Source organism: Pedobacter sp. PLR (genome assembly GCF_026239675.1).
GTDB lineage: Bacteria > Bacteroidota > Bacteroidia > Sphingobacteriales > Sphingobacteriaceae > Pedobacter.
In genome coordinates this window covers 175,958-189,731 of sequence record NZ_JAPIVQ010000007.1, presented here as the reverse complement: position 1 = coordinate 189,731, position 13,774 = coordinate 175,958, and the positions used below count along the sequence as shown (strand labels likewise).

The 13,774-nt window shown below is 43.0% G+C and carries 8 protein-coding genes; 4 read left to right on the top strand and 4 right to left on the bottom strand.

Features of this window, described 5'->3' with window-relative positions:
• Nucleotides 1–3: 3 nt before the first annotated feature.
• Genes OQX61_RS18245 through OQX61_RS18235 form a run of 3 tightly spaced genes read right to left on the bottom strand, consistent with a single transcriptional unit; the run spans nt 4 to nt 5,551 of the window.
• Nucleotides 4–1,344, bottom strand: coding sequence for a TolC family protein (locus OQX61_RS18245; RefSeq protein ID WP_265843238.1), 1,341 nt, complete (start codon nt 1,342–1,344; stop codon nt 4–6).
• The gene (locus tag OQX61_RS18240) at nt 1,331–4,465 is read right to left on the bottom strand and encodes an efflux RND transporter permease subunit (RefSeq protein WP_265843237.1); all 3,135 of its coding nucleotides are present in this window, start codon (nt 4,463–4,465) and stop codon (nt 1,331–1,333) included. The genes OQX61_RS18245 and OQX61_RS18240 overlap by 14 nt, the downstream gene beginning before the upstream one ends.
• Before the next feature lie 9 nt (nt 4,466–4,474).
• Complete coding sequence (locus OQX61_RS18235; RefSeq protein WP_265843236.1) at nt 4,475–5,551, bottom strand: efflux RND transporter periplasmic adaptor subunit; 1,077 nt, start codon at nt 5,549–5,551, stop codon at nt 4,475–4,477.
• Between the two features lie 271 nt (nt 5,552–5,822).
• Here OQX61_RS18235 and OQX61_RS18230 point away from each other — a divergent pair, with 271 nt between their 5' ends.
• On the top strand, nt 5,823–7,610 hold the full coding sequence (locus OQX61_RS18230) for a PDZ domain-containing protein (protein WP_265843235.1): 1,788 nt from the start codon (nt 5,823–5,825) through the stop codon (nt 7,608–7,610).
• Between the two features lie 150 nt (nt 7,611–7,760).
• On the opposite strand, the gene OQX61_RS18225 is transcribed toward OQX61_RS18230, so the two are convergent.
• Nucleotides 7,761–8,240 carry a hypothetical protein gene (locus OQX61_RS18225; RefSeq protein WP_265843234.1) on the bottom strand — a complete coding sequence of 160 codons (480 nt, stop codon included), beginning with the start codon at nt 8,238–8,240 and terminating at the stop codon, nt 7,761–7,763.
• A 327-nt stretch (nt 8,241–8,567) separates the two neighbouring features.
• Here OQX61_RS18225 and OQX61_RS18220 point away from each other — a divergent pair, with 327 nt between their 5' ends.
• The 3 genes from OQX61_RS18220 (at nt 8,568) to OQX61_RS18210 (ending at nt 13,490) form a co-directional block, all read left to right on the top strand.
• Nucleotides 8,568–10,340: a long-chain fatty acid--CoA ligase gene (locus tag OQX61_RS18220; RefSeq protein WP_265843233.1), complete on the top strand. Its 1,773-nt coding sequence runs from the start codon at nt 8,568–8,570 to the stop codon at nt 10,338–10,340.
• Nucleotides 10,341–10,403: 63 nt separating this feature from the next.
• A complete protein-coding gene (ggt, locus tag OQX61_RS18215; protein WP_265843411.1) occupies nt 10,404–12,053 on the top strand; it encodes a gamma-glutamyltransferase in 1,650 nt (549 codons plus the stop codon).
• Between the two features lie 123 nt (nt 12,054–12,176).
• Nucleotides 12,177–13,490, top strand: a complete 1,314-nt coding sequence (locus OQX61_RS18210) for a DUF6089 family protein (protein ID WP_265843232.1) — start codon at nt 12,177–12,179, stop codon at nt 13,488–13,490.
• The last annotated feature ends 284 nt before the right edge of the window (nt 13,491–13,774 follow it).

Below are 13,774 nucleotides of genomic sequence, written 5' to 3'. Positions count from 1 at the left end.
ATCTTATTGAATATTTAACGTTCCGCTAATTTCTTTTAGACTAATTTCTGTCAATTTTGCCTGGTATTGTGCATCCAGATAGCGGGTGATGGCCGTTATAGAATTCCTTTGTGCCTCCCGGAGCTCCAATGGAGCGATACTACCCAGGCGGTATTTAGCCAGGGTGATGTCCAGATTCTGTTTCGCAATATCCAGGTTGTGCTGCTCTACTTTCAACAGGTCGAGGTTGGTTTCGTAATTCTGAAAAGCAGAAAGTAACTGCGCATTCAGATCCAGTCGCATTTTCTCCAGGTTAAGCTCCGAAGAATTGATTTCTATTTTCGCATTGCGCTCATTCTGGCGTTGTAAAAAGCCGTTAAACAGGTTCAGACTGGCGGTTACACCATAAGTGAAACCCCGGGCGCGAAACTTCTGGTTAAATCCCGTCGGACTGGTGCTATTCGAAAACTCATAACCACTGTTTAAGTCAATAGTAGGGTAGCGCTGTCCTTTTACCTGCTTTAAGTTCAATTCTGCAATCTTCTTATTGATAAAGGCGGTCTGTAAAGCCGGGCTCAACTGTTCGGTTAAACCAGCCAGTTCCGTATAATTCAGGTTCTGTTCTATATTAATTGCTTCTTCAACTTCAAAAACAAGATTCAGATCTCTGGCCATGATTTGATTTAAAGTCACCATGCTATTTCTCAACAGGTTTTTCTGTTGCAGGTAAGCGGAAGTATCCGCATTGTAATCTACCGTTGCAGAAAGTACGTCCAGCTTTGAACCTCTTCCAATGGCCAGTTTATTTTGGGCAATGGTTAAGCGCATTTTAGAGATGTCGAGGGCGGTATCTGTCGCCATCACCAGTTGCTGTTGTCTGGCAACCGCATAATAACCACTGATCACATCGGCAACGGTGGTTAAGATGGTTCCTTTCGAATTTACCTCTCCCAGTTTCTGCAATTCTTTCAAACGGTCATAATTGGCAAACATCTGGAAACCATCAAAGACGGTCCAGCCCAGTGAAGCACCATAATTCTGGTTGGTACTCCTCACGCCGTCCGATTTTTTCTCTACACCGGTAGCTGCGGTTTGTACAGTATTCTGTCTGCTGCCACCCTTGCTGTAATCGGCGGTCAGTTGTGGCAGCATACCTGCATTACCAGGGTTCACATTGTTTTTCGCAATGCGGATATCATTGTTCACGAGCTTGATGTCGTAATTGTTCTTTAACGCAGTGCTGATGGCTTCTTCCAGACTCAGTTTTTGCTGTGCAAAACCAGTCGTACTGCCAATTAGCAACAGGGCAATCGGGAACAATAGCTTCCTGAATTTCAGGAGCTGAAAGTGTTTAAGCTGGTTCATGATTCTTAACTTGTTTTTCTAGCGCCTCTTCAGCCAATGCGGCTTTCAGTGAAAGGTCTAATTCTGTATTTGCTTTATGTTCTTTTGACCAGTACGAGTAAATGGCCGGGATTACGAATAAGGTCAGGATCAGGGCAAATAAAGTTCCCCCAACGATGACAATACCCATACCCATTCTGCTTTTTGCGGCGGCACCTAAAGCCATCGCAATCGGTAACGCACCAATGGCAATCGCCAGACTGGTCATTAAAATTGGCCTTAATCTGGAAACCGAAGCTTCGCGGATGGCATCATGCACACTCTTGCCGGTTTCTTTCAGCTGATTGGCAAACTCAACGATCAGGATCCCGTTCTTGGTTACCAGCCCGATGAGCATAATCGTACCAATCTGACTAAAAATATTCCAGCTTTGCCCGAATAGCCAGAGCGATAAAAATGCGCCGGCAACAGCCAGAGGAACCGTCAAAATGATGATGATCGGATCAATGAAACTTTCAAACTGTGCGGAAAGAATCAGGTAAACCAGTAACAATGCCAAACCAAAGGCAAATAAGGTATTGGAAGAACTCTCCTGGAAATCTCTGGACTCTCCACCTAAATCTGTAGAAAAGGATTCGTCTAGTATCTTTTCAGAAATCCGGTCCATTGCAGCAATACCTTCGCCGATACTTTTACCCGGAGCCAGACCTGCGGAAACAGTCGCAGAAATGAAACGGTTATTTCTATACAATTGCGGCGGACTACTTTTCTCATTTGCCGTCACGAGGTTATCAATCTGGATCAGCTCTCCTTTGTCATTCCGTACATAAACAGAACTCAGGTCCAAAGGATCTTTACGGTCGCTCATTTCAAACTGTCCGATGACCTGGTATTGCTTGCCATTCATAAAGAAGTAAGAGAAACGTTGTCCGCTTAAGCCCAGTTGCAAGGCAAGGCCGATATCAGAAACCGATACCCCCAGGTTTTTCGCTTTATCACGGTCGATGGTTAAATCGATCTCTGGTTTATTAAATTTAAGGTCTACATCAGAAGTGGTAAAGGTTGGGTCTTTAGCTACCTCATCCATAAACAAAGGCACTTTTTCACGAAGCTTATCGAAGTTTTGTGCCTGAATGATATAGTTGACCGGTAATCCACCACGACGGCCTACAGAAATCGTAGGCTGTTGCGTAACCACTACTTTACCTTCTGTGTATCCCCTGGTGATTTTAGTTAGTTTTGCAGCCAGCTGATCCTGGGTCAGGGTCCGGTCTCCCGGATCGGTTAAGCCCATCCGGATGAAACCACTATTTGTAGAACCAGAACCGCCGAATCCCGGAGAAGTAATGGTAATGTTTACCTTCTTTTCAGGAATAGAATCGCTGATCATCTGCTGGATTTTCATCATGAAACGATCCGTGTATTCAAAAGAAGAACCCTCCGGGGTGGTTACCCTCATGTTGATGGCACTTCTATCATCGTATGGAGCCGTTTCTTTTGGTAAAAGCTGCCAGAAAAGCCCGATAATACTTACGCAGACCACAATAATCGGAATGGCCAGCCATTTTTTATTCAGGAATTTATTCAGATTTTCTGCATAAGTTTCATTTAACCTCACAAAGTAAGGCTCCGTCATGTTGTAAAACTTAGATTTTTTATGCCCTGTTTTTTTCATCAGGTAGGCATTCAGCATCGGTGTTAAGGTTAAGGATACGAATGCGGAAATGAGGACGGCGGCGCCAATCACAATCCCGAACTCCCGGAAGAGCCGCCCCACAAATCCTTCCATAAAGATCACCGGCAGGAATACTGCGGCCAGCGTCACCGAGATCGAAATCACGGCAAAGAAAATCTCATTGGAACCTTTAATCGCGGCTTCGAAAGGAGAATAGCCTTCCTCCACCTTTTTGAAAATGTTTTCCGTCACCACAATCCCGTCATCCACCACCAGACCGGTAGCCAGTACAATCGCTAACAGCGACAATACGTTGATGGAGAAGCCAAAAATATACATGATAAAGAAGGTGAAGACCAGCGAAACCGGAATGTCAATCAAAGGACGGATGGCAATGGCCCAATCCCTGAAAAACAGGTAAATGATCAGGATCACCAATACCAGCGATAACATGATGGTTTCCGCAACTTCCGTAACCGACATCTTGATAAACTTTGTATTGTCCAGGGAGATATTCAGCTTAATGTCCTCCGGAATATCTTTCTTTAACTGCTCAAATCTTTTGTCAAATTCTTTGGAGATTTCCAGGTAATTGGCACCTGGCTGAGGGATCAGACCAACGGCAACCATTGGTTTCCCCGATTCCCGTAAAATGGTTTCTTCGTTTTCAGAACCCAAATCCGCATAACCGATGTCTTTTAAACGAACCACCTGATCGCCGTCGTTTTTCAGGATCAGGTTGTTAAATTCTTCTTCATTGGTTAGTTTACCCAGTGTTTTTACAATCAACTCAGTATTGGCACCGGTAATTTTTCCGGAAGGCAGCTCCACGTTTTCATTGTTGAGTGCCGTGACAATATCTTGCGTGGTTAAGCCGTAAGCAGCCAGTTTATCCGGAGAAATCCGGATACGCATCGCATATTTACGTTGTCCCTGGATTTGTACACTACTCACTCCGGTAATGGTCTGCAAGCGGTCGGCAATTACGTTTTCTGCATAATCACTCAGCTCCATTACATTCCGTTTGTCACTCTGAATGGTCATCGTGATGATGGCATCAGAGTTGGCATCTGCCTTACTCACCACCGGATTTCCATCAATGTCTTTCGGTAAACTCCTGGCCGCCTGGGAAACTTTATCCCGCACGTCATTTGCCGCGTCATCAATGTCTTTATTCAGGTTGAATTCTATGGTAATGTTACTACTCCCCTGGTTACTGGAAGAGGAAATGTTCCTGATTCCGTCGATCCCGTTGATGGATTTCTCCAGAGGCTCGGTAATTTGTGATTCAATAATGTCTGAATTGGCTCCGGGATAGGAGGTCCGCACAGAAACTACGGTAGGGTCGATGTTCGGGTACTCCCGGACACCAAGAAAATTATAGCCGATCACCCCAAAAACGAGGATCATGAGGTTCATTACGATGGCCAGAACGGGCCTTTTTATACTGGTGGTTGAAATACTCATAATTAAAACTTAATTTTTTACCACAGTTACCTTCACAGGAGCATCCTGCTTTAAGGCCATTGCACCGGTCGTCAACACGGTGTCTCCCAAACTTAATCCCGAAGTGATCATAATGTGTTCCGCAGTACGGGTACCCGCTTCTACCGGAATCTGTTGTGCTTTGCCATTTTTGCTGATGAACACCGTTTTCCCTTTTAACACCGGAATGATGGCCTCATTTGGAATGAGGATGGCATCTTTGGTGGTGGTCAAAGCAATCTTGATTTTCGCAAAAGAACCCGGACGAAGTTCCTGATCTGCATTAGGTACCAATGCTTTGATTTGTAAAGTTCTGGTGGCAGTATTGATGCCCGGCTCTATCGCAAACACGCGACCGGTAAATGTTTTTGAATAACCATCGGTTGTAAAGGATATGTCTGCACCCGATTTAATCTGTCCGATGTATTTCTCCGGAACAGAAAAGCTGAGTTTTAAGGGGTTGATACTGGATAAATTCGCAATCACCATAGTAGGAGTCAGGTAAACGCCTTCAGAAATGGAGCGTAAACCGATCTTCCCGCTAAATGGGGCGTATATGGCGGTTTTGGCAAGTTGTGCCTTCACCAATTGTACCTGTGCTTTTAAAGATTGCAGGTTGGCAAGAGAAGTATCATATTCTTCCTGACTGATCGCTCCTTTTTCCAACAGCTGTTTAGATCTGTTTTCATTGGTGGCACTCAATCGTTGTTTGGTTAAGGCATCCTGTAATTGTGCCTGTATGTCGCGGTCGTTGATTTTTACCAATAAACTGCCTTTGGTTACATTAGAACCCTCTTTGAAATTAATTTTGGTCACTAACCCAGATACCTCAGCACGCAGATCTACGGTTTCATTGGCCTCCAGCGTTCCGGTAATGTCCAGGTTACTGCTGAAATCACTAGCCGAAACCACCATACCGTTTACCTGTAATCCCTTTGCCGGACCAGCTTTGCCTTTTGACATTCCAGGACCATCACCGGCTATTTTTTTATTTGCAGAAATCCGATAGTAAACTAAATAGGCGATGCCTAGAGCGATGAGGGTATAGATAATGTACCTTAGTTTCATATTTGTGTGCTGAATGGGATAAGTTAACAAGCAAAAATATTTATTTAAACCGCCTCTAATAGCTTGTATTAAGTATGTTACAGCTTAATTGCCAATTTAAAGGCAACAGAAAAGGATAAATTATAAATTTGCGAAACAGTAGGACGCTGAAAAGGACGGATGGTTTAGCGACTTTTCAAGAGTTTAATATAATAATTGTGTGACAAAAGAAAAACACCGCTTTGATAGCAGCAGTGCAGGGGAATATTAAAATAAGCAGGAAAACAATTCAATGAAAAAAACATTAACAGGATTAGTAGTATTACTATCATTAGGTATGACCGCAAAATCGCAGGTGAAAGTAGCTTTCGAGGTGAGCTTTATTGAGCCACAAGCACATTATGTAGAAATGGAAATGAACATTTCCGGATTGACCAAAGATTTTGTAGATGTAAAGATGCCAACATGGGCACCAGGTTCTTACCTGATCCGTGAATTTGAGAAAAGTGTAGAAGATTTTACGGCAACAGCTAACGGCAAAGCAGCGAAAGTTGAGAAAGTAAAAAAGAACGCATGGAGAGTCTATTCAGCGAAAGCAAAAAACGTTAAAATTAAATATAGAGTATATGCATTTGAAGTTTCTGTGCGTACTTCTTTCATCGACGACCGTCACGCCTTCCTGTCCAGCACAGGGATTTTCATGTATCCTGATGGGATGCTGAACCTGCCAAGCACGGTTAAGGTAATTCCTTTTAAAGGCTGGACGAAAGTGTCTACAGGTTTAGAGCCGGTAGCAGGTCAGGCATTCACCTACAAAGCAGCAGATTTTGATATCTTATTTGATAGCCCGATAGAAGTAGGAAACCAGGATGTTTTTGATTTCGAAGCTTCCGGTGTAAAACATACGGTTGCCATGTTTGGTGGTGGTAACTACGATAAAGAACGCTTAAAAGTAGATATGGCGAAAGTTGTTGAACTTGGAACAGCCATTTACGGTGAAAATCCCAACAAGCATTATACTTTTATTGTACACAACTTTGTAAAAGGTGGCGGCGGTTTAGAGCATTTGAACTCAACGGTTCTTGGCGCTTCCCGTGATGCCTACAACACAACAGATGGCTATTTAGGCTTCATGAATTTAGTAGCACACGAATACTACCATTTATGGAACGTGAAAAGAATGCGCCCGATTGCTTTAGGCCCATTCGATTACGACAATGAAAACTATACAACTAATCTGTGGGTGTCTGAAGGTTTTACTTCTTACTATGAGAACAAACTGGTATTACGTGCAGGTTTTGTAGACCAGAAAGCTTTTGTTGATGGATTGGCAACGGCCGTAGCAACGGTATCAAACACACCGGGCGCTAAGGTACAGTCGGCAGCAGAATCTAGCTATGATGCCTGGATTAAAGGTTACAGACCAAATGAAAATTCAAGCAACACCGGCGTTTCTTACTACAGCAAAGGTGAAGTAGTAGGCCTTTTAATGGACATCGAAATTGCAAATGCAACCAAAGGAAAGAAAAGCCTGGACGATGTGATGAAAGCAATGTACCTGCAGGGAAAGAAACTGAACAGAGGATATACCGATGCTGAATTTAAAGCGATGGTAGAAAAAATCAGCGGAAAAAACTTTACTGATTTCTGGGCTAAATATGTAACAGGTACACATCCCCTGGAGTATGATAAATACTTTGGTTATGCAGGTATCCGCGTTAAAAATGAAAATGAAGGAAAACAAGTTCCTTACATCGGCGTAGCTTCTAAGAAAACAGAAGGTAAAATCTATATCTCTGCAGTATCGAGAAATTCGGCAGCATGGGTAGATGGCCTGAATGTAAACGATGAGGTGATCAGTGTAAACGGGATTCCGGTAGAAGCTGCATTGGAACGCATGCCGGTAATTGCTGGTAGCAATGTTGGTGATGTGGTTACTGTGAAAGTGAAAAGAGACGGTGAACTGAGAGATTTCAATGTGACGTTAAAAGCGAACCCAAACATCAAACTGATCGCAGAGATCGACCCGAATGCTACAGCAACAGAAGTTGCCGTACGTAAAGGCTGGATGGGCGTTTAGAAACAAGATGTTTTAAAACCAGATATCGTTAAAAAAGGAAAAGGGTTAATCTGCATGATTTCATGCAGATTAACCCTTTTTCCTTTTATGCTTTTTTTCTGATTTGGCATTCAGCTGACTGATCAGGTGCCAGCTGGAAATTGCGTTTACTTAGAAAGTGAAACGTAAAGATAGTCCTACGCCAGAAGCATCAAAATCAGTTTCAGGAACCAATCCGATTGCTGGTTTCCAGTCTAGTGAAAGGTTGATTGGCGCATCAGCAAATTTATAATCCAAACCTAAAACACCGTCTAAACCTAAGTAAAGATCACTTTCATTATGTGGTTTGTATTTAACAGATCCTACAGTACCACCAATACCATAGTACCAGTTTAAGCCGGAAGCATTGCTGATTGGGTTATAGATTTCGTATAAACCCGTTACACGGAAATAGCTATAGTTACCGCTTGATCTAAAGTTGGCAATTAAATCTACCATTTTGTTTCCACCCAATGTTGTTTTGAAAGTAACCCCATTAGCAGCACCAAAGCGTCCACCAATAGCATTCTTGTAACTTTGCGCGTTTGAAGTAGATTGGAATGCAAACGTAGCAATCACTGATAAACAAATAATAGTAAGTAATTTCTTCATAATTGTGTTTTTAATTAATTTTTGTAACCGGTTCGTACCCTTACAACTATTGTGCCGTAAGTCATGTCAAAGTGGTTTTTTTGTATTATTTCAGTGCGATTGTGTTTTTTTTCTGAAATATCACGATAAGAAGGTCAGAGAAATCCAGGCTTAATGCCTGCTGCAGGTAGTAAGGTAAGCTCATAAAATGGACTTCTGGCCTACAGAATCTTCTCCTGTTTATTCTGAATAAAAGAAAACATACCATTATAATAATTGGTTTTAATAGCACATTTAATTTGTTAGATTTGAGAAAGGACCAGGTATTAAATATAAAAATAACCACATATGGCTGTAAATATCACGCGCGTATTTGATTTACTTCAATACAATTTAGAGAATTTTCCCAAAGAGGAGTTTATCAGTGGTAAGGTTAAAGGGGAGTGGAAAAAATATAGTACACCACATTTTTGCGAAACCGTTGATGCATTGAGCAGAGGACTGGTTGGCATTGGTGTGAAAAAAGGGTCGAGGGTGGCGGTTATGTCTGCCAACAGGCCGGAATGGAACATTACGGATTTCGCCATTGTGCAGCTGGGCGCTTATCAGGTTCCTTTATATCCGACACTCGCCGAGCATGATATCAAATTTATTCTGGAAAATGCGGAAGTGACCATCGTCTTTGTTGCCGATGACCTGATCTATGAAAAAGTGAAACTGGCTTGCGCAGGATTGAAACATGAAGTGAAAATTTATAGTTTCAATCCGGTAAAGGATGTGGCTTCCTGGGAAGAACTGGTTGAAGCCGGAAAAGCACAGTCAGACCTTGATCTGGAAGTGTACCGTAAAGCAGTAACACCGGAAGATATCTTAACCTTAATCTATACCTCCGGTACAACCGGTACCCCAAAAGGAGTGATGCTCACGCATGATAACCTGGTGAAAAACTTTGAAAAATCGTCTGTACTGGTTCCTTCGGGATTAAACAAGGCTTTGAGCTTTTTGCCATTGTCGCATATTTTTGAACGCATGATCATTTACCTCTACATGTATAAAGGATCCGCCATTTACTATGCAGAAAGTATGGAAACCATTGTAGCAGACATTCAGTTTGTAAAACCTAATGCCTTCTCTACTGTTCCCCGTTTGCTGGAAAAGGTATATGATAAAATTATGGAAAAGGGGAAAGCCCTAACCGGGATTAAAAAAGGAATTTTCTTCTGGGCGCTATCCGTAGCGGAGAAATTTGAATTCGATAACGGTGCTTTTTATAATTTTAAACTGAACATCGCGAGAAAACTGGTCTTTAAAAAATGGCAGGAAGCCCTGGGCGGGGAGATCGTGGTGATCGTTTCCGGTGGTGCCGCGCTAAACCCACGTTTATGCCGCATCTTCTGGGCGGCAGGAATGCCGGTGTTCGAAGGATATGGACTCACAGAAACATCTCCGGTGATTACCGTAAATTATCACGGAGCCGCCAGATTCGGAACCGTAGGTCCTCCGATTGATGGGGTAGAGGTTAAAATTGCGCCGGATGGCGAAGTACTGGCCCGTGGACATAACATCATGAAAGGTTATTACAACCGCGAAGACCTGACTGCAGAAACTATTGATAAGGATGGCTGGTTCCATACCGGAGATATCGGCGAACTGATAGAAGGCAGGTTCTTAAAAATTACCGATCGTAAGAAAGAGATTTTTAAAACCGCAGGCGGTAAATATGTAGCACCACAAATGCTGGAAAATAAACTGAAAGAATCGCCATTGGTGGAACAGGTCATGGTACTTGGTGAAAACAGGAAGTTCCCCTCAGCATTAATTATTCCCACTTTTGCAGCCTTGAAAACCTGGTGTGAGAAAAAGGGAATTCCTTATACTACCAATGAACTGATGATCAAAGACCCGCAGGTCTTGAAAAAATACGATGAAATTGTGGCTTATAGCGGCAAGGAATTTGGCAAATGGGAACAAGTGAAACGCATCGCGCTGCTATCCAAAGAATGGAGCATTGATGGTGGTGAACTGACCCCGAAATTAAGCTTAAAAAGAAAAGTCATTCTGGAGAAAAACGGAGTGGTGATCGAGAAAATATATACGGATGCAGCAGATTATAAAGGGTAGGTTTTGATTAAGGAGCGGGTGTTTTTAAAAGTAAATGGATTTGTGCTGATCACGGCCTTCCTGTTGTCAGGATGTGCCGGTAGAGCACCTGTTCAAAATAAGGTAACGGAGTACCGGAATGGGATGGTGGTTTCTGCCAGTCCTTTTGCGTCTAAAGTAGGTCTGGATATCCTGAAAAAGGGTGGTAATGCGGTAGATGCGGCAGTAGCCATACAGTTTGCGCTGGCCGTAGTGTACCCCAATGCCGGAAATATCGGTGGTGGTGGTTTTATGGTGTACCGATCCGCAAGTGGCGAAACCAATACTCTTGATTTTAGAGAAAAAGCCGGTGCTGCAGCATCCAGAGATATGTATCTGGATCAATCCGGCGTGCCGATAGTGGATAAGAGTTTGTACGGGCAGCTGGCAGCAGGTGTTCCGGGCTCGGTAGCAGGAATGGTCGCCGCCCATCAAAAATACGGGAACTTGCCCTGGGCGACGCTTTTGGAACCGGCAATTTTGCTGGCCAGAAAAGGTTTTCCGCTGAGTACCCAACAGGCGGATGAATTAAACGGTCTTTCTGAAAAGCTGATGCAATTAAATCCCGATGGGACTGCATTGCTGAAAACCGGAAAATGGGCTGCCAATGAATTATTGAAACAGGAAGAACTGGCGGCTACGCTGGAACAGATCCGCGATCATGGAAAAGCCGGCTTTTACGAAGGTAAAGTGGCGGATCAGATCATAGCCGAAATGAAACGCGGTGGCGGTATCCTGACCAAATCAGATTTACAACAATATGAGGCCATTTGGCGAAAAGCCATTACCGGTGCTTATAAACAATATCAGATCATTACCATGCCTCCGCCTTCCAGTGGTGGAATTGCCTTGATTCAACTGCTCAAATCTGTGGAACCTTATCCTTTGAAAAGATGGGGTTTCCAGCAGGACTCTACCATACAACTGATGGCAGAAGCGGAACGGAGGGTCTATGCAGATCGTGCCACTCACCTTGGTGATCCCGATTTTTATGATGTTCCCACAAATGCGCTGATGGAAGCTCAGTATGTTAAGGATAGAATGAAAACTTTCGACTGGTCTAAGGCTACGCCGAGCAGCAGCGTTAAGGCAGGTGAGGTTAAGGGAAAAGAACACGAAGAAACGACCCATTTTTCTATTGTCGACAAAGCTGGAAATGCCGTATCGGTAACCACCACTTTGAATGGCTCCTATGGTGCGGTAGTGCTGGTCAAAGGTGCCGGTTTTCTGCTCAACAATGAAATGGACGATTTTTCTGTGAAACCTGGTGCGCCAAATATGTACGGATTAATTGGTGGCGAGGCCAATGCCATCGCCCCCGGCAAGAGAATGTTAAGTTCTATGACCCCTTGTATCCTGGAAAAAGACGGAAAACTGTTTATGGTGGTTGGTACCCCCGGGGGATCAACAATTATAACGTCCGTTTTTCAGACCATTCTAAATGTGGTCGAATTCGACCAGAATATGCAGCAGGCGGTATCTGCTAAGCGGTTTCACCACCAGTGGTTACCGGATTTGATTTATGCGGAAAAAGGAGCGATTGATTCCCTTACCCGCGTTAAACTGGAGTCTAAAGGCTATATCATTCAGCCAAGAGGGCCAATGGGTAGAGTAGATGCAATCCTGAAAACCAGGCAAGGTAATTATCAGGGCGGTGCAGATCCACGTGGAGACGATCAGTGGCTGGGTTGGTAGCTGTCTAAAATTCTGCACACTTACCCCCAAATTACAGTCGTTTAAAGCAGTTTTAATAATTGGCCTGAGTATTGAAATGAGTTGCGTGATTAAACATTGTAATAATAATTCAATACTTATCTTATGAAACAAAATTTATTTAAAACCCTGCCTGTAGCTATTGCTGCGCTCCTTGTTGGAGGTTCTGTTCAGGCACAGGATCAAGCAGGTGCAAACTCAAGCCAATTGACTACCTGGTCTATTGGTGTTAATGCCGGGGTTTTAACTCCATTATCTCCTCTGGGTGGAAAAAATGATTTTTCCAATTCAAAATCTAGTCTGGGTTACGGATTGTACATTAAGAATCAAATTACTCCTTATTTCTCCCTTCGTTTAGACGGTGTCAGAGGTAAACTGAAAGGTGACAACTCTGAAAACTGGAAAAGCGGTGCGCCAAATACAAGTGCTGTAAATGCTTTTGAAACTGACCTTACTTATTCAGGTAGTTTAAATGCAGTAGTAAACTTATTTAACATCAGCATGTTCAATGCCAACAGTGCGGTACAAATGTATGCTTCTGCGGGTGCTGGTTTAGCAGGTTACAAAGTGAGAACTTCGGCTACCGCTGGCGGTGCTTTAGTTGATTATGCAGATCATAAAACGATCTCTGAATTGATTATTCCTGTTGGATTAGGTGCTAAATTCAAAGTGGCAGAACGCGTAAATTTAGATTTAGGCTGGACAGTTAACTTTGTTGATGGTGATAACCTTGATGGTGTTTACCGTGGTAACAACGATAAATATAACTACGGTTATGCTGGTTTAGAATTTGCTTTAGGAAAAGGTTCGAAACAAATGGCATGGCACAACCCGGTAGCTTTAACTTACGAAGAAGCTTTATCGGCTAAACAAACTGCAAATGCATTGAAAGCTGACAATGATAAATTGAGAGCTGAAATGAGTGATTTGTTGAAAGATACTGATGGCGATGGTGTTGCTGATAAATTGGACAAATGTCCGGGTACTTTGGCAGGAATCGTTGTTGATGGTTCTGGTTGTCCTTTAAAAGTTCCTGTTCCTGTAATTCAGGAGAAAGTAATCATCACTGAAGCTGACCGTAAGGTAGTGGAAGAGGCGATTAAAAACTTAGAATTTGATTTAGGAAAATCTACTATCCGTTCTAAATCTTACGCTACTTTAAACCGTGTTGCGGCATTATTAGTAGAGAAAAACTTTAGCCTTAAATTAGCTGGTCATACTGATAACACAGGTTCTATGGCTTTAAACTTACGCTTATCGAAAGAAAGAGCAGAAGCAGTAAAAGCTTACTTAGTATCACAAGGCGCTAACCCTTCACGTATTGAAGCGGTAGGTTATGGTCCAAACCAACCAATTGCAACTAACAAAACTGCAGCTGGTCGTCAATTAAACAGAAGAGTAGAATTTACACTTTACTAGTCTGATTTTAATATCATTTTAAAAACCGTCTTACCCGAAAGGTAAGGCGGTTTTTTTGTTGGCGTCGTATTAGCTGTCGTAGGTCGGGGGGCAATTACTCTGGTATTGCTATTTTTAAGCGGAGCTTGTCCGGGAGTAGCCGGGTGACAGACGTTGAGATGAGCTGATAGCCTTGTGATTTTTACTGCGGTTTTGGCTGTTAGCTGCTAGGGCCTTGCTTGCTGAAATTGCCTGAAAACCCTGCGCTGAGGTTGGTTTAGGTTACGGATAAATTACTAAATAAT

Bases quoted from the DNA above. Each gene is read 5' to 3' on its own strand.
- OQX61_RS18230 (WP_265843235.1), top strand. From the start codon at position 5,823: ATGAAAAAAACATTAACAGGATTAGTAGTATTACTATCATTAGGTATG.
- OQX61_RS18210 (WP_265843232.1), top strand. From the start codon at position 12,177: ATGAAACAAAATTTATTTAAAACCCTGCCTGTAGCTATTGCTGCGCTC.
- OQX61_RS18235 (WP_265843236.1), bottom strand. From the start codon at position 5,551: ATGAAACTAAGGTACATTATCTATACCCTCATCGCTCTAGGCATCGCC.
- OQX61_RS18245 (WP_265843238.1), bottom strand. From the start codon at position 1,344: ATGAACCAGCTTAAACACTTTCAGCTCCTGAAATTCAGGAAGCTATTG.
- OQX61_RS18240 (WP_265843237.1), bottom strand. From the start codon at position 4,465: ATGAGTATTTCAACCACCAGTATAAAAAGGCCCGTTCTGGCCATCGTA.
- OQX61_RS18220 (WP_265843233.1), top strand. From the start codon at position 8,568: ATGGCTGTAAATATCACGCGCGTATTTGATTTACTTCAATACAATTTA.
- OQX61_RS18225 (WP_265843234.1), bottom strand. From the start codon at position 8,240: ATGAAGAAATTACTTACTATTATTTGTTTATCAGTGATTGCTACGTTT.